Raw genomic sequence first — 15,936 nt, 5'->3', positions numbered from 1 at the left:
GGACGACGAAGAAAGGTCAGCGAGATGAGTGCCGCCGACACGCATGCCACCGAGCCGCTGGAGCGGGGTCTCGCGAAGAGCCCGCCGCCGGCTCAGGACCGGCCCGCATCCGGGCGGGGGATTCGCCGCCGGTCGGCCGGCCGGCAGAACAGAACCCTGCCCTACCTGCTGATCACCCCGGCCCTGGTGGTCATGGCGGGCGTGCTCGGCTGGCCGCTGATCGACACCGTGGTGCTGTCCTTCCAGGACATGAGACGCAACAACCTGTGGGGCGGTACGACACCCCCGTGGGTCGGCTTCGACCAGTACACGACGATCCTCGGCGACTCCGAGTTCTGGCACGTGTTCATCCGTACGGTCGTCTTCGTCGCCGTCTGTGTCTTCTTCACCATGGTGCTCGGGCTGCTCATAGCCATGCTGCTGCAGCGGGTCTCGCCGTGGCTCCGGGTGATGATCACCAGCGCGATGGTCGCCGTCTGGGCGATGCCGCTGCTGGTCTCCACCTCGGTCTTCAAGTTCATGTTCGACTCGGACTACGGACTCGTCAACGAGCTGCTCAGCAAGCTTCCCGGGGTCGACTACGCCGGGCACAACTGGTTCCTCGACCCCAACTCGGGGCTGGCGATCATCGCCGCCCTGGTGATCTGGGCGGCCATCCCGTTCATCGCGATCAGCCTGCACTCGGCGCTCACCCAGGTGCCCAAGGAGCTGGAGGAGGCGGCCAGGATCGACGGCGCCAGCGGCTTCGGCATCTTCCGGTTCGTCACCTTCCCGGTGATCAAGCCGGTCTTCGTGATGACCACGACGCTGTCGATCATCTGGGACTTCGGCGTGCTCGGCCAGGTGCTGCTGATGCGCAACAACCACCCGGAGCCGGACTACCAGCTGCTGGGCCTCTACTCCTTCACCCAGGCGTTCACCAGTAACTCCTTCAGCACGGGTGCCGCGATCTCCATCATCACCGTGGTGATGCTGTCCGGCGTCTCCGTCTACTACCTGCGCCAGCTGATGAAGATCGGAGAGGTCGAGTGAGTACCGCCGCGAAGGTCACCTACAAGAGCAAGAAGAAGAACCGCACCGGCTGGAACATCCTCGGCCTGATCACCTTCGTGGTCATGGGCTTCCCGGTCTACTGGATGGTCATCACCGCGCTGCGGCCGAGCAGCGAGATCCTCAGCTACCACCAGAAGCTGTGGCCGAGCTCGGTCACGCTCGACCAGTTCCACCGGGCGATGGACATGCCCAACTTCTGGGACAACGTGAAGAGCAGCGTGATCATCTCGCTCTTCAGCGTCGTCATCGCCATCGGCGTCGGCCTGCTCGCCGCCTACGCGCTGGGCCGCTTCCACTTCTGGGGCCGCCGCGGACTGATGATCACGCTGCTGCTGATCCAGATGATCCCTGGCACGTCGATGCTGATCCCCATCTACATCCAGCTCAACGACATGGGCGGGCTGAACCAGTACTGGGGTGTCATCGTCGTGTACGCGGCGACGACGCTGCCCTTCTCGGTGTGGATGCTGCGCGGATTCATCGTCAACATCCCCAAGGAGCTGGAGGAGTCGGCCATGGTCGACGGCTGCAGCCAGATGGCCGCCTTCCGCCGCGTGGTCTTCCCGCTGCTCGCCCCCGGCCTGGTCGCCGCCTCGATCTACGCCCTGATGACCGCGTGGAACGAATACCTTTTCGCCTACGTCCTCCTCCAGGACAACGACAAGTACACACTCAGCATTTGGCTGCTGAACTTCACCGGCCAGCGCGGCACCGACTTCGGCGCGCTGATGGCGGGCTCCATCCTGGTGGCCCTGCCCGTGGTGATCTTCTTTGTCATGGTCCAGCGCAAGGTCGCTTCCGGTCTGACCGCCGGGGCGGTGAAGGGATGACCGTCATTTCTACCGACTCCGCCCCCGACACCCTCATCCGGGACGCGCTCGCCGTCCTGCAGCCGGGATTCATCGGGACCACCGCGCCCGAGTGGCTGCTCAAGCGGCTCGCCGAGGGACTCGGCTCCGTGGCGCTCTTCGCCCGGAACATCGAAACGCCCGAGCAACTCTCCGCGCTCACCGCGCAGCTGAGGGCGGTACGGGCGGACGTGCTGGTCGCGGCCGACGAGGAGGGCGGCGACGTCACCCGCCTCGAAGCGCGTACCGGATCGTCGTTCCCCGGCAACCTCGCGCTCGGCGCGGTCGACGACTCGGACCTGACGCAGGAGGTGGCGGCGGAGCTCGGCCGCCGGCTCGGCACCTGCGGGGTCAACTTCAACTGGGCGCCGTCCGCGGACGTCAACTCCGACCCCGGCAACCCGGTGATCGGCGTGCGGTCCTTCGGCTCCGACCCGCACCTGGTCGCGCGGAACACCGCCGCGTACATCACCGGTCTGCAGTCCGCCGGGGTGGCGGCCTGCACCAAGCACTTCCCCGGCCACGGCGACACGGCCGTCGACTCGCACCACTCGATGCCCAATATCGAGGTCGGCCTGCAGACCCTGCAGGACCGTGAACTGGTGCCCTTCCGGGCCGCCGTCGCCGCCGGGACCAAGGCCGTGATGAGCGCCCACATCCTGGTGCCGGCCCTCGACCCGGACCGGCCCGCCACCCTCAGCCCCAGCGCGCTCAACGGGCTGCTGCGCGCGCCCGTCGCCGAGGGCGGCCTCGGCTACGACGGCCTGATCGTCACCGACGGCATCGAGATGCAGGCCATCGCGGCGACGTACGGCATCGAGCGCGGCACCGTCATGGCGCTGCTGGCCGGCGCCGACGCCATCTGTGTCGGCGGAGGTCTCGCCGACGAGGAGACCGTGCTGCAGCTCCGCGACGCCATCGTGCGTGCGGTGCGCGACGGCGACCTGCCCGAGGAGCGGCTCGCCGACGCCGCCGCCCGGGTGCGATCGCTCGCGGCATGGACGGCCGAGCGGTCGGGTGCGGCGGAGGGGACCGCACCCGACCCCGAGGTCGGCCTCATCGCGGCCCGCCGGGCCGTGCGCGTGACCCGGACGGAGGAGTACGTACCGATCGCGACCGCCCCGTACGTGGCCGCCTTCACCCCGGTCGCGAACATCGCGGTCGGCGCCGAGACGCCCTGGGGTGTGGCGGCGGAACTGGAGCGGCTGCTCCCGGGCACCGTGACCGGTACGTTCCGGAAAGCGGACGCCGACGGCGGCGGGGTGGACGCTCTCTGCGCGAAAGTGCTGCAGTCCGCGTCCGACCGTAGGATCGTCGCAGTGGTTCGTGACGTCCACCGCCACACGTGGATGGCCGACGCACTGGACGCCCTCCTCACCGCCCGGCCCGACACGGTCGTGGTGGAGATGGGAGTGCCCCAGGCGCCGCCGTCCGGCGCGCTGCACATCGCGACCCACGGTGCGGCCCGCGTGTGCGGGCGAGCAGCCGCGGAGGTCATCGCCGGCAAGGAAGCCGGGGTCTGACCGGCGCGGAGGGATACGCAACAGCCTGGAGGCCCACCGCATGTCCGCCCCGACGCCGGACCGGCAGACCCGTACGCCGGGCCGGATCATGTCCGGTGAGATGGCCGAGCAGCCCGCCGTGCTCCGTCGCATTCTGCGGCGGGGCGCGCCGCGGATCCGCGAGATCGCCGCGCAGGTCGCGGCGCGCAACCCGCGCTTCGTGCTGCTCACCGCCCGCGGGACCTCCGACAACGCGGCGCTGTACGCGAAGTACCTGATCGAGGTGTTGCTCGGCAGGCCGGCGGGGCTGACCTCCATGTCCACCACCACCGCGTACGGCGCGACGCCGGACCTGACGGACTGCCTGGTCATCACCGTCAGCCAGTCCGGCGGCTCGCCGGACCTGGTGGCCTCCACCCGGGCGGCCCGTGAGGCCGGGGCGATCACCGTCTCGGTGACGAACAATCCGGAGTCCCCGCTCGCCGAGGTCTCCGAGTTCCACATCGATGTGCTGGCAGGCCCGGAGAAGGCGCTGCCGGCGACCAAGACGTACACCGCGGAGCTGCTGGCCCTGTACCTGTTCGTCGAGGGCCTGCGGGGTTGGGGGTCTCCCCGCCCGGAGGGTGGGGGAGGGTCGGCCGCCGACGTACTCCCGGAGCTGGCCGAGCAGATTCTGGCGCGCGGCGCCGAGGTCAAGGCGCTGGCCGGCCGCTACCGCTTCGCCGAGCGCATGGTCATCACCTCCCGCGGCTACGGCTATCCGACCGCCAAGGAAGCCGCGCTGAAGCTGATGGAGACCAGCTACATTCCCGCCCTGGCGTATTCGGGCGCGGATCTGCTGCACGGCCCGCTGGCCATGGTCGACAACATCTCGCCGGTGATCGCCATCGTCACCGAGGGCAGGGGCGGAGAGGCCCTCCAGCCGGTCCTCGACCGGCTGCGCGGCCGGGGGGCGGACCTGATGGTCATCGGGCCGCAGGCCCAGGTGGACGCCGCCTCCGCGGGCTTCGCTCTGCCGACCAAGGGCGTCGCCGAGGAGGTCCAGCCGATCCTGGAGATCCTGCCGCTGCAGATGCTGGCCTACGAGGTCGCCATCGCCCGCGGCCAGGACCCGGACGCCCCGCGGGCCCTCGCCAAGGTGACCGAGACGCACTGACCGCCGAGTCCGTCCGGCCGGTCCGTCGCCCGCTCGGCCCGTCGCCCGTCGGGCTCCGGAAAACGCCACGGGCCGCGGCGCCGGGAAGGGACCCTCAGCCCTTCCAGCACCGCAGCCCGGAGCTGCTGTCGACGCCGTGGCCGACGGGGTGTGCGGTTCCCCGTGGCCCGGTAGGGCCGACCGGTGAGGCCGCGGCGTAGTCAGGGCAGAGAACGCCTGGCCTCGATCCATCCTCCTGTGCGGGGAGGATGGAGGTCTGTTCGGTCCCATTGTGGACTAGACCATTCGTCCTTGTCCATGAAATCGCGGCCAACAGTGGAAAAAGGCTCGGCGCGGATGGCGCGAATAGGCCTGTACGCTCGCAGACGTGCCCTCCATGAACGACCTCGTACGCCAGCACACCGGCCTCGACGACTCCGATCTCGAATGGCTTCACCTGCTGGTCTCCGAGTGGCAGCTGCTCTCCGACCTGTCATTCGCCGACCTCGTTCTGTGGGTCCCCACGCTGGACGGCACGCGCTATGTCTCGGTCGCCCAGATGCGGCCGAACACCGGGCCCACCTCGTACCAGGACGACATGGTGGGCCATCTGGTGCCGCGCGGCCGCCGTCCCATGCTCGACGCGGCGCTCGACGAGGGCCGGATCGTCCGCGAGGGCGACCCCGAATGGCGTGACGAGGTCCCCGTCCGGGTCGAGTCGATCCCGGTCCGCCGCGACGGCCGGGTGCTGGGCGTCATCGCCCGCAACACCAACCTGCTGACCGTCCGCACCCCCAGCCGGCTCGAGCTCACCTATCTGCAGAGCGCCTCCGACCTGGCGCAGATGATCGCCGCCGGCTCCTTCCCGTTCCCCGCCGAGCAGGTCGACATGGACGCGGCGCCGCGCGCCGGCGACGGTCTGATCCGGCTCGACGCGGACGGCATCGTGCAGTACGCCAGCCCCAACGCGCTCTCTGCGTACCACCGGTTGGGCCTCGCCGCCGACATCGTCGGACTGCACCTCGGCGCCACCACCGCCGAACTCGCCCCCGCCCGCGGCCCGGTGGACGAGGCGATGGTCAAACTCGCCAGCGGCTGGGCACCGCGTGAGGCCGAGGTCGAGGGCGGCGACGGCGTCATCCAGCTGCGCACCATCCCGCTGCGCCCCAAGGGCACCCACATCGGCTCGCTGGTGCTGCTGCGCGACGTCACCGAGCTGCGGCGCCGTGAGCGCGAGTTGATGACCAAGGACGCCACCATCCGGGAGATCCACCACCGGGTGAAGAACAATCTGCAGACCGTCGCGGCGCTGCTGCGGCTGCAGGCCCGCCGGATGGATTCCGACAAGGCGCGCGAGGCGCTGGAGGAAGCGGTCCGCCGGGTCGGCTCGATCGCGATCGTGCACGAGACGCTCTCCCAGAACCTCGACGAGCGCGTCGAGTTCGACGACATCGCCGACCGGGTGCTCGCGATGGTCGCCGAGATCTCACCCGGTCGCGTCACGGCCCGCCGCACCGGACGCTTCGGCATCCTGACCGCCGAGGTCGCCACCCCGCTGGCGATGGTTCTCACCGAACTGCTGCAGAACGCGCTGGAGCACGGCTTCGGACCGGGGGAGAGCGGCTCGGTCGAGGTGGGAGCGGCGGCAAGCCGCGACAAGCTGATCATCACCGTCCAGGACGACGGCCGCGGGCTTCCGGACGACTTCGACCCGCAGCGGGCCGGAAACCTGGGCTTGCAGATCGTCCGCACCCTGGTCGTCGGCGAACTGGCCGGCACGTTCGACATGGTCCCGGCACCGGACGGCGGTACCAAGGTCGTACTGGAACTCCCCGCCGAGGCCTAGCGATTGAGGTGCGGCCGTCGGGGGCGAACAGCAGTAAGCCCCGACCGCCAGGCGGTCGGGGCTTACTGGATGCTGTGTGCTGCGCGTACGAATTCGGGTGCTGCGCGCTGCGGCTCGGGGGTAAAGCGGGGGCGTCAGACGCTGGCGTTGCGGGCCCTGTTGCGGGCGGCGCGGCGCTTCATTGCGCGACGCTCGTCCTCGCTGAGGCCACCCCAGACGCCTGCGTCCTGGCCGCTCTCCAGCGCCCACTGCAGGCACTGCTCCATGACGGGGCAGCGGCGGCAGACGGCCTTGGCTTCCTCGATCTGCAGCAGCGCAGGACCGGTGTTGCCGATGGGGAAGAAGAGTTCCGGGTCTTCCTCGCGGCAAACGGCGCGATGACGCCAGTCCATGGCTGCTCCAACTCCTTTGTGACAAGCACGTTGCTTGTGAATGTGAACGCTTTCACGAATCCCCTCACAGGACACGGCACTACGCCCAGTTACCTGGTGCAGTCCCGCTGGTGTGAGGTGGTGGATTCGGGCTCTCAAGGGACTCCGGTTGTTGGCCGTCCCGATCGCCATGTAGAGACTCGCAAACCTGGGCTGCGGATACAACCCCTTCAGGAAAGTTTTTTTTGATTCCTCGGTGTCGCCTGCATCACAGCCGTACTTCCATGGGGTGCAGGGCAGTCTAAACGTTCGAGTAAAAGGACTTTGGGCTCTTCCGCTTACACAATCACACGCAGTGCACGGCGTACGCCTGTGAAGGTTGCGCTGGTACGCAGCCCCAGGTGGTCACCGTCCACCTGGAACGGGAGTGGAGCCTGCGAATGCAAGGTGAAGTCCGTCAGGTCGTGCAGAGAGGCCACATGCTTGCCGTGCGGTCCTCGATCAGGGGTCGAGCGCAGGAGCTGCGTGGCGTAACGCATCGCTGACGTCGTCGACATCTTCGTCACTCCGAGCAGGTCGAGGCCGGTGTCGAAGGAGGCCTCGGGGGACGCGTACACCGGACGATTGCCCAGGTAGGTCCAGGGGACGGTGTTACAGACTATCGCCAGCACCAGCCCGGTGACCGGGTCCTCGTCCGGGCGCTCCAGGGTGATCGAACCGCCCCGCCGGTGGGTTTCCGCCAGGAACTGGCGCATCACCTGGCGCATGTACAGGGCGTGCGTCGAGCGCTTCCCCATGTCCCGCTGCTGTTCGACCCGGCCGACCACACCGGCGTCGAATCCCAGCCCGGCGCAGAAGGTGAACCAGCGCGACGGCACTCCCTCGTCCTCCGTGCCGGGCGTGCCGCTCACCAGACCCAGGCCGACCGTGCGCGACGACTGGTCGTGGAGGGCGTCCAGCAGCGCGCCGGTCGCCTCGACGGCGTCATTGGGCAGTCCCAGGGCGCGCGCGAAGACATTGGTCGATCCGCCGGGGACCACCGCCAGCTGCGGCAGCCGGTCCGGATCCGGGCCGTTGTGCAGCAGCCCGTTGACCACTTCGTTGACCGTGCCGTCGCCGCCGAGCGCGACGACCAGTTCGATCTCGCCGCCCTCCGCCGCCTGCCGCGCGAGGTCCCGGGCATGGCCGCGGTACTCGGTGGCGGCCACTTCCAGCTTCAGATCGCTGGCGAGTGCGTGGGCCAGAACGTCACGGACCCGCGCACTGGTGGTGGTGGCAGCAGGATTGACCACGAGAAGTGCGCGCATGAGGGGAAGCGTACCTACCCATAAGTACACCGGGCTACGCTGGCCCGTGTGAGCCAGATCCCCCCGACCTCGTCACTCAAACCGCGCCGGCTGACCGCCGCCGCGGGCCTCGCCGCCCTCGAAGGGCTCGCTCTCGCCGGCTGCGGAGTCGTGCTGCTCGTGCTGGCACTGACCGGTCACACCGGCAACGTCCGCAACGCCGTGGTGGGCGCACTCACCGTTCTCGCCCTCGGCGCGATCCCGCTGACGGCGGCCTACGGGCTGCTGCACGCCCGGCGCTGGAGCCGCGGCCCCGCCCTGGTCATCCAGCTGCTGGCGCTCCCGGTGGCCTGGACGCTCATCCACGGCGCGGGGCCGCTCGTCGCGGCCGGCGTGGCCCTCGCCCTCGTGGCACTGGTCGGGCTGGTCCTGCTCGTTCACCCCGCCACGACCGCCGCCCTCGGTATCGGCGACCGCGGCTAGAGCCTGTCGGCTGGACGTGCGCCGGCGCGGATGTGGCCGGGCCCGGACGTGCGTCGGCCGGACAGGCCCCGGAGGGCTTGTCCGGCCGACGTCACGGGCTACTCCTCGACGAGGAGCTTCTCGCGGAGCTGCATGAGGGTGCGCGCCAGGAGCCGGGAGACGTGCATCTGGGAGATGCCGACCTCCAGGGCGATCTGGGACTGGGTCATGTTGCCGAAGAACCGCAGCATGAGGATCTTCTTCTCCCGGGGCGGCAGTGACTCCAGGAGCGGTTTGAGCGATTCCCGGTACTCGACGCCTTCGAGGGCCTCGTCCATGGCACCGAGGGTGTCCGCGACGGCGGGGGAGTCGTCGTCGGTGTCCGGAACGTCGAGGGACAGGGTGCTGTAGGCGTTCGCGGATTCGAGGCCCTCCAGCACCTCCTCCTCCGTGATCTTGAGCTGAACCGCCAGCTCGTGCACGGTCGGCGCCCGGCCGAAGCGCTGGGAGAGCTCACCGGTGGCGGTGGTGAGGGCCAGCCGCAGCTCCTGGAGCCTGCGGGGGACGCGGACGGCCCAGCCCTTGTCCCTGAAGTGACGTTTGATCTCGCCGACGACCGTGGGAGTCGCGTACGTGGAGAACTCCACGCCGCGGTCCACGTCGAAGCGGTCGACGGACTTGATCAGACCGATGGTGGCGACCTGTGTGAGGTCGTCCAGCGGCTCCCCGCGGTTGCGGAAACGCCGCGCCAGATGCTCCACCAGAGGCAGGTGCATACGCACCAGCCTGTTGCGCAGCTCGGCGCGTTCCGGAGAGCCGTCCGGGAGCTTGCTCAGCTCCACGAAGAGCGCTCGGGCGCCGGCCCGGTCATGCGGGTCGTGCTGCTCTTGCTGGTCCATGGGATCCGCCTGCTCCGCCGCGTCCATTCCATCCGTACGGGACCCGGGGTGCTGCCGGGCCGCATACCGCCCGACCGCCCCGGCGGGCGACGCCTGGGCGGGTACGGCGGCACGGCCCCGCACCGCGGGCGCGCCGCTGTCCGCCGGGGGTCCGGGAGCTGCCTCCCGGGAAAGATCAGCACTCATGGCGTTTCCCCGTTCCGTGCACGGTTGTACCGTTACCGGCCCTTCGGGGGACCGGGACACGCTGACCTGCTTCGGGTCCGCGCCTGCGGGCTGCCTGCATCTGGGGACCTCACGACTGTCCGGGGCCGGCACCGCGCTTCTTGTGCAGGCTGATGCTGACGGTCTTGTCCTCCGCGACCGTGGCATCCACCTCGCCCGCCAGTGCGGAGAGCACCGTCCAGGCGAAGGTGTCCCGCTCCGGAGCGCGACCATCGGTCGTGGGCGCCGACACTCTCACCCACAGAGCGTCTCCGACGAGTCGGAAGACGCAACTCAATACGCTGCCGGGAACGGCCTGCTGCAGCAGGATCGCGCACGCCTCGTCCACGGCGATGCGCAGGTCTTCGATCTCGTCGAGGGTGAAGTCCAGCCGTGCCGCGAGACCGGCCGTAGCCGTACGCAGCACCGACAGATAGGCCCCCGCCGCGGGCAGCCGGACCTCAACGAAGTCCTTCGTCCCGGGCTCGCCTGCGATCTGGGACACCCTCACCTCCAAGGTGGCACACAGTGATTGCTCTGGTTCGCCAGCGACGCTATCGCGATCTGTGCCCCGATGTCGCCCGGACGGAGCACTGCCGCCGCCATGAGTGAGCCCTGGCCCGACCCTCCACGACTGTCACCCATGGTAAGCGTATGAGTACGCAACGTGGCTAGGGGTATGCGGTCTCAATTCGAAAGAGATGTCGCATCGTTGCCCGGGTGCGGGTGGACGGCCAGGTCGGCGAGGGTGCGCAGCGGTTCGCCGGTCAGTCGTTGCACGGTCCAGTCGTCCTGTCCGAGGGCGCCGATGGAGCGGTAGAAGCCGATCGCGGGATCGTTCCAGTCCAGTACTGCCCATTCGAAGCGCTCGTAGCCGCGTGTGACGCAGATCGAGGCCAGTTCGGCCAGGAGTGCCTTGCCGTGGCCGCCGCCGCGCGATTCGGGCTTTACATACAGATCCTCCAGGTACACCCCGTGTGTGCCCGTCCAGGTGGAGAAATTCCGGAACCACAGGGCGAATCCCACCGGGCCGTCCCCGGACGAATCACCGGATTCACCCCCCGGCGCGTCCGCGGCGCCGTTGGCGGCATCGTCCTCGGCGATCAGCGCGAAGATCGCCGGGTGCTCGCAGAAGAGGGCGTCGTGGAGCTGTTCCGGGGTCGCACGGGCCTCCTCCAGCGCCTTCTCGTACTCCGCGAGTTCGCGGATCATGGCGTGGATCGCCGGAACGTCGGCGGGGGTGGCGGCTCGGATCATGAGCCAAGGTTACGTCCCGATGATGTGGCGCAGGTAAGCGTTCGGATCGGACAGATATTGGCGCCGGTGGTCGACGACGGCCGGCTCCTCCCAGCGCGCGGGGTGGGCTCCGTCCTCGCCGATTTCGACGATCGCGGCGCCCGGGGTCGCGGTCGGCAGCGGCGAGTGAGTGGCGCAGATCACCTGGGCGCCGGTCCCGGCGAGCTCGTGCATCAGCCCCACCAGGTGCGGGCAGGACGTGCAACGAGAGCGCCGCCTCCGGCTCGTCCATCACGTACAGGCCCGGGCTGCCGGAACATCTCGCGGAAGGCCGTCAGGAAGCCCTCTGCGCGGCTCATGGTGTGCGCACGGCGACGTTCTCGCGTTCCAGGGCGTCCAGGGCGGTCTCATCCGGTCACGACGGCCGCGAGGCGGGTGCCGGGGGAGAAGGCCCCCTCGTCCGCCAGGGTGAACAGGCCGTGCAGCATCTTCGCCACGTAGACGCGGTCCAGGACCAGGCCGTGCCGGTCGGCGAAGTCCTCGGCGAAGGCGTCCAGATCGGGGCTGGTGCGGGCGTAGCCGCCGTGGTGGAAGCGCTCGTCGAGCCGCCAGTCGCCGCGCCGTCCGCCGAACGCGTCCTCCTGCAGCCGCTGGACGGCGCCGTTCAGGAAGCCGCCGCCCTTCAGGACCGGGAAGCCGATCGCGCGCTGGGCGCCGGGCGTCAGCCCCGCGGCCAGCCCGGCGAGCGTGCCGCCGGTGCCGCAGGCCACCGCGACGACATCGGCCGCACCGCGCAGCTCCCGGCCGAGGTCGGCGCAGCCGCGCGCCGCCGGCGCGTTGCTGCCGCCCTCGGGCACCACGTAGCAGCGGCCGAAGCGCTCCCGCAGCTGCTCGACGACGTCCGGCTCCGCCTTGCGGCGGTACGTGGTCCGGTCGACGAAGGCCAGCCGCATGCCGTCGGCCGCGGCGCGGGTGAGGGACGCGTTCAGCGGGCGCTGGGCCAGCTCGTCGCCCCGTACGACGCCGATCGTCGCGAAGCCGAGCAGGCGCCCGGCGGCGGCGGTCGCGCGCAGATGGTTGGAGTAGGCGCCGCCGAAGGTCAGCAGGGTGTCGTGGCCGGTGTCGGCGGCGGCCTGGAGGTTGAGCCGCAGCTTGCGCCATTTGTTGCCCGGCAGGTCCGGATGGATCAGGTCGTCCCGCTTGAGCGACAGCCGCACGCCGTGCCGCGCCAGTCGCGCGTCCTCGATCGCCACCAGCGGCGAGGGCAGCCGGGGTCGCAGCGCGTCGAGCGGGAGGCCGGGGGCGGTCACCTGGTCATTGTCACCCGCAAGGGTGAGGTCGGCAGCCCGCGATTCACAAACCCCCGCAATGACCTCAGAAAGCCCTCGGGACGAGGAAGAAGCTCCCGAAACCGACCGCCCCCGGTGCATTCTTCTCACGTGAAGACGGACGGCACGAACGGCACGGACACCTTCGGCGGCGTGGACCAGGACCAGGACCGGGACCAGGACCGGGGCCAGGACCGGGGCCAGAGCCAAGACTGGGAGCGGGACCGGGAGCGGGAATCCCTTGCCGGGCCCGGTGACGGGCTCGCCGCGACGGTGCGCGGGCTGCTGCCCTCGCTGACGCCCGCCTCCGCGCGGATCGCCCGGCTGATCGTCGAGGACCCCGCCCAGGTCGCCCGCAGCACGATCTCCGAACTGAGCGCGCTGGCGGGCACCAGCGACTCGTCGATCGTCAGGACCGCCCGGGCGCTGGGTTTCTCCGGCTACCCCGAACTCCGGCTGGCGCTGGCCGCCTCGGCCGCCCGGCAGCCCCCGCGCTCGACCCTGACCTCCGGGATCACCCGGCGGGACTCGCCCGCGGAAGTGATCGCCAAGCTGGTGCACACCGAGTCCCAGGCCGTCCTGGAGACCGAGACCCAGCTCGATCCCCGGCAGCTGCTGGGCGCCGTCCTCGCGGTCTGCGGCGACGGCCAGTTGCACATCGCCGGGGTCGGCGCGTCCGGACTGGTCGCGCAGGACCTGCACCAGAAGCTGCAGCGCATAGGCCGGCCGTGTCACGCACACGGCGACTCCCAGTCCGCGCTGACCAGCGCGGTGCTCCTCGGCCCCGGTGACGTCTTCCTCGCCGTGTCGCACTCCGGCGAGAGCCGCGACGTCCTGGAGCCGCTGCGCCGGGCCGCCGCCGAGGGCGCGACCACCATCGTCATCACCAACCACCCGCAGTCCACGGCTGCCCGCCTCGCCGACTTCGTCCTGGCGTCGGCGGGCCGCGAGACGACCTTCCGGCCCGGCGCGATGGCCAGTCGGATCAGCCAACTGGTCGTCGTCGACTGCCTCTTCGTCTGCGTGGCGCAGCGTACCTACGAGAAGTCCGACCGCGCGCTGCGAGTCACGCACGAGGCGCTGGAGAGCGACCGCTCCTGAACCCCCGGGCCGGGAACGTGAAAACGCCCGTACCCGGTCCGCGAACGCGAACCGGGTACGGGCGACAGGTCTGTGACCGTGGTGTTGTCACAGGCCGGAGGGCCCAGGTGGAGCTCAGGCCTTCTTGGTCTCCCAGAAGATGGTGTCGATCTGGGCGATCAGCTCGAGGAGCTTCTCACCGGTCTTCGGGTCGTTCGACGCCTTGGCAGCACTGCCTGCCTTGAGGGCGTCGTTGATGAGCTGGTGCAGCTCCGGGTACTTCTCGAAGTGCGGCGGCTTGAAGTAGTCGCTCCACAGCACCGAGATGTGGTGCTTGGCGAGCTCCGCGCGCTGCTCCTTGATGATGATGGCGCGGGTCCGGAAGTCCGGGTCCTCGTTGGCCTGGTACTTCTCCTGGACGGCCTTGACCGACTCGGCCTCGATGCGGGCCTGGGCCGGGTCGTATACGCCGCAGGGCAGGTCGCAGTGGGCGCTGACCTTGACCTTCGGCGCGAACAGGCGAGAGAACATGGCTGTCCTTCCTTGTGATCGTCTTTCCAGGTGGGAGATTACTCCCTAGGAGAGTCGTTTTCTCGGGTGCCCCATGTGGCTTAGGACAAAAGTCTGGTGTCACCCTGGGGCTGGTGGAGGAAGGGACGAGGGAGGCACGGCATGCGGGAGCGGCGAGTCCGACTGGGCTACATGGTGGAAGTGACCGGTCCGTCGATGGTCCCGACGCTGTGCGAGGGCGATCGGCTGTTCGTGCGAAACATCAACGGTCCGGCCGACGTCCGAGAGGGTGACGTCGTGGTCCTGCGACACCCGCTGCAGCAGGATCTGCTCATCGTGAAACGTGCGGTGGAGCGCCGCGAGGGCGGCTGGTGGGTGCTGGCCGACAATCCCTTCGGACCGATCGCCGACAGCAGCGTGTTCGGCACGGTGCCGGACGAGTTGGTGCTCGCCCGCGCCCTGGCGCGGTTCCGGCCGCCCCGGGAGCTTCAGAGGTCGGTGGCCGGGGCGCTGTCCTGGGCGGCGTCCTGCGTGCGGACGCTGAGCGCGGACCGTTCGTTCTCCAGGCGCTTGCGGGCCCGGTAGGCCGCGACGTTCGCGCGGGTCGCGCAGCGGTCGGAGCAGTAGCGGCGGGACCTGTTGGTCGATGTGTCGACATAGGCGTTGCGGCAGGGTGCCGCCTCGCAGATGCCCAGCCGGTTCACGCCGAGTTCGGTCAACTGGAAGGCCAGGCCCATGCAGGCGGTGGCCGCGTACCCGGCGGTGGCGGTCGCGGCATGGTCGGCGAGGTGCATGTGCCAGTCGGGCCGGCCGGTCTCGTCGAGGTGTTCGTGCCCGGAGATCTGCGGGCTGACCGGGAACTCCAGCAGCAGCGCGTTGAGCAGGTCCACGGCGCGTACCTCGTCGCCCTCGTCGGCGGCCTCGAAGACCCCGCGCAGCCGGGTGCGGACGGCGCGCAGCCGGGGCACGTCGGCATCGGTGCTGCGCGCGGCGGCCTGGGTGCTGGCGCCGAAGAGCGCGCGGACGGCGTCGACGCCGGTGAGGTCGTCCGTCCCGCGTTCCGGCTCCTCGCTGTTCACCAGGCGCACGGCGTAGTCCGAGTAATAGGCCAGTTCCACTTGTGATCCTTACGCATGCGTTCTAGGCTCAGTAATGGTCGAGGTAGCTATCAGGGTATTACAAACTGGGGAGGCAGCGATGACGGGTACACCGGCGACACCGACGGCACCGGTGGTGCGCACCGCGGACTGGCAGGGCTGGCAGGAGAGCTGGGACCGCCAGCAGGAGTGGTACCTGCCGGACCGCGAGGAGCGGTTCCGGGTGATGCTGGACATGGTCGAGGCGTTGGTCGGGCCCGCGCCCAAGGTGCTGGACCTCGCATGCGGCACGGGCAGTATCTCGGACCGCGTGCTGCGGCGCTTCCCCGATGCCCGATCCACCGGCGTCGACCTCGATCCGGCCCTGCTGACCATCGCCCGGGGGCACTTCGCGGGCGAGTCGCGGATCGAGTTCGTCACCGCAGACCTGCGCGACCCGCGGTGGACCGACCGGCTCCCGCACCGCGAGTACGACGCCGTCCTCACCGCCACCGCCCTGCACTGGCTGCAGACGGATCCGCTGCGCGAGTTGTACGGCCAGGTCGCCGGAGTCCTGCGGCCCGGCGGGGTCTTCATGAACGCCGACCACGCGCCGGACGGGTCCACGCCCCGGATCAACGAAGCGGAGCGGGCCCTGCGTCACGCGCGCATGGAGCGGGAGAAGGCGGACGGCGTCCTGGACTGGACCGAGTGGTGGGACCTGGCCCGCCAGGACGAGCTGCTGGCCGGACCGGTCGCGGAGCGGTACGAGATCTTCGGCTCGCACGCCGACGGCGAGTCGCACTCCGTCGAATGGCACGCCCAGGCGCTCCGCGACGGCGGCTTCGCCGAGGCCCGCGCCGTCTGGCGCTCGGTGCCGGACGCGCTGGTGCTCGGCCTGAAGTAACGCCCGCCCCCTACGCACGCGAACCTGAAGCAACGCGCGCCCCGTACGCACGCGAAGAGGCCGGGGGGGGGGCCCCCCCGGGCCGCCGCCCCCCCGGGGGGGGGGGGGGGGCCGGCCGCCCCCCCCCCCCCCGGGGGTTGGGGGGGCGGGCGCGTGCACCGGGGCGCGGGCGGGCTTCCCCGCGGGCCCCCGA

Annotated in this window: 18 protein-coding genes; 9 read left to right on the top strand and 9 right to left on the bottom strand. The window is 70.2% G+C overall.

What is annotated here, in order from left to right; all coding sequences use genetic code 11:
• Window positions 1-24: 24 nt before the first annotated feature.
• The 5 genes from AC07DC_RS32150 (at window position 25) to AC07DC_RS32130 (ending at window position 6,384) form a co-directional block, all read left to right on the top strand.
• Entirely contained in the window at window positions 25-1,032 is a 1,008-nt protein-coding gene (locus tag AC07DC_RS32150; RefSeq protein WP_478918016.1) for a carbohydrate ABC transporter permease, read from the top strand.
• A complete protein-coding gene (locus AC07DC_RS32145; RefSeq protein ID WP_478918015.1) occupies window positions 1,029-1,883 on the top strand; it encodes a carbohydrate ABC transporter permease in 855 nt (284 codons plus the stop codon). Before AC07DC_RS32150 ends, AC07DC_RS32145 begins: the two co-directional genes overlap by 4 nt.
• Complete coding sequence (locus tag AC07DC_RS32140; protein ID WP_478918014.1) at window positions 1,880-3,424, top strand: glycoside hydrolase family 3 protein; 1,545 nt, start codon at window positions 1,880-1,882, stop codon at window positions 3,422-3,424. The genes AC07DC_RS32145 and AC07DC_RS32140 overlap by 4 nt, the downstream gene beginning before the upstream one ends.
• 40 nt (window positions 3,425-3,464) lie before the next feature.
• A complete protein-coding gene (locus AC07DC_RS32135; RefSeq protein ID WP_478918013.1) occupies window positions 3,465-4,559 on the top strand; it encodes an SIS domain-containing protein in 1,095 nt (364 codons plus the stop codon).
• Window positions 4,560-4,935: 376 nt separating this feature from the next.
• Window positions 4,936-6,384, top strand: a complete 1,449-nt coding sequence (locus AC07DC_RS32130) for a sensor histidine kinase (RefSeq protein WP_478918194.1) — start codon at window positions 4,936-4,938, stop codon at window positions 6,382-6,384.
• A 134-nt stretch (window positions 6,385-6,518) separates the two neighbouring features.
• Here AC07DC_RS32130 and AC07DC_RS32125 read toward each other — a convergent pair whose 3' ends face one another.
• Both AC07DC_RS32125 and AC07DC_RS32120 read right to left on the bottom strand, forming a co-directional pair.
• Window positions 6,519-6,776, bottom strand: a complete 258-nt coding sequence (locus AC07DC_RS32125; protein WP_138350912.1) for a WhiB family transcriptional regulator — start codon at window positions 6,774-6,776, stop codon at window positions 6,519-6,521.
• 317 nt (window positions 6,777-7,093) lie between these two features.
• Window positions 7,094-8,062 (bottom strand): diacylglycerol/lipid kinase family protein, encoded by a 969-nt coding sequence (locus AC07DC_RS32120; protein WP_478918012.1) that lies wholly within the window; start codon window positions 8,060-8,062, stop codon window positions 7,094-7,096.
• 48 nt (window positions 8,063-8,110) lie between these two features.
• Between AC07DC_RS32120 and AC07DC_RS32115 the strand changes: the two genes are divergently transcribed.
• Window positions 8,111-8,524: a hypothetical protein gene (locus AC07DC_RS32115; protein ID WP_478918011.1), complete on the top strand. Its 414-nt coding sequence runs from the start codon at window positions 8,111-8,113 to the stop codon at window positions 8,522-8,524.
• A gap of 98 nt (window positions 8,525-8,622) precedes the next feature.
• On the opposite strand, the gene AC07DC_RS32110 is transcribed toward AC07DC_RS32115, so the two are convergent.
• The 5 genes from AC07DC_RS32110 to AC07DC_RS32090 all read right to left on the bottom strand — a co-directional run bounded on the left by AC07DC_RS32110 (window position 8,623) and on the right by AC07DC_RS32090 (window position 12,152).
• The gene (locus AC07DC_RS32110) at window positions 8,623-9,588 is read right to left on the bottom strand and encodes an RNA polymerase sigma factor SigF (protein ID WP_478918010.1); all 966 of its coding nucleotides are present in this window, start codon (window positions 9,586-9,588) and stop codon (window positions 8,623-8,625) included.
• Between the two features lie 109 nt (window positions 9,589-9,697).
• Window positions 9,698-10,111 (bottom strand): ATP-binding protein, encoded by a 414-nt coding sequence (locus AC07DC_RS32105; protein WP_138350908.1) that lies wholly within the window; start codon window positions 10,109-10,111, stop codon window positions 9,698-9,700.
• 182 nt (window positions 10,112-10,293) lie between these two features.
• Window positions 10,294-10,863 (bottom strand): N-acetyltransferase family protein, encoded by a 570-nt coding sequence (locus AC07DC_RS32100; RefSeq protein WP_478918009.1) that lies wholly within the window; start codon window positions 10,861-10,863, stop codon window positions 10,294-10,296.
• A 9-nt stretch (window positions 10,864-10,872) separates the two neighbouring features.
• Window positions 10,873-11,076 carry a hypothetical protein gene (locus tag AC07DC_RS32095; RefSeq protein ID WP_478918008.1) on the bottom strand — a complete coding sequence of 68 codons (204 nt, stop codon included), beginning with the start codon at window positions 11,074-11,076 and terminating at the stop codon, window positions 10,873-10,875.
• Between the two features lie 173 nt (window positions 11,077-11,249).
• Window positions 11,250-12,152: a 1-aminocyclopropane-1-carboxylate deaminase/D-cysteine desulfhydrase gene (locus tag AC07DC_RS32090; RefSeq protein WP_478918007.1), complete on the bottom strand. Its 903-nt coding sequence runs from the start codon at window positions 12,150-12,152 to the stop codon at window positions 11,250-11,252.
• Between the two features lie 129 nt (window positions 12,153-12,281).
• Here AC07DC_RS32090 and AC07DC_RS32085 point away from each other — a divergent pair, with 129 nt between their 5' ends.
• On the top strand, window positions 12,282-13,271 hold the full coding sequence (locus AC07DC_RS32085; protein WP_478918006.1) for a MurR/RpiR family transcriptional regulator: 990 nt from the start codon (window positions 12,282-12,284) through the stop codon (window positions 13,269-13,271).
• Window positions 13,272-13,385: 114 nt separating this feature from the next.
• Here AC07DC_RS32085 and sodN read toward each other — a convergent pair whose 3' ends face one another.
• Entirely contained in the window at window positions 13,386-13,781 is a 396-nt protein-coding gene (gene sodN / locus AC07DC_RS32080; RefSeq protein ID WP_138350904.1) for a superoxide dismutase, Ni, read from the bottom strand.
• Between the two features lie 141 nt (window positions 13,782-13,922).
• Here sodN and sodX point away from each other — a divergent pair, with 141 nt between their 5' ends.
• Complete coding sequence (gene sodX, locus AC07DC_RS32075) at window positions 13,923-14,345, top strand: nickel-type superoxide dismutase maturation protease (RefSeq protein ID WP_478918005.1); 423 nt, start codon at window positions 13,923-13,925, stop codon at window positions 14,343-14,345.
• Here the strand turns inward: sodX and AC07DC_RS32070 are convergent.
• A complete protein-coding gene (locus tag AC07DC_RS32070) occupies window positions 14,249-14,878 on the bottom strand; it encodes a CGNR zinc finger domain-containing protein (protein ID WP_478918004.1) in 630 nt (209 codons plus the stop codon). The two genes, sodX and AC07DC_RS32070, sit on opposite strands and share 97 nt — an antisense overlap.
• Before the next feature lie 79 nt (window positions 14,879-14,957).
• Between AC07DC_RS32070 and AC07DC_RS32065 the strand changes: the two genes are divergently transcribed.
• Entirely contained in the window at window positions 14,958-15,743 is a 786-nt protein-coding gene (locus tag AC07DC_RS32065; RefSeq protein ID WP_478918003.1) for a class I SAM-dependent methyltransferase, read from the top strand.
• The last annotated feature ends 193 nt before the right edge of the window (window positions 15,744-15,936 follow it).

This window comes from Streptomyces sp. NPDC045021, from assembly GCF_056432645.1.
Note: the sequence above shows the minus strand (reverse complement) of the source record. Positions and strands in the feature narration are given on the sequence as shown.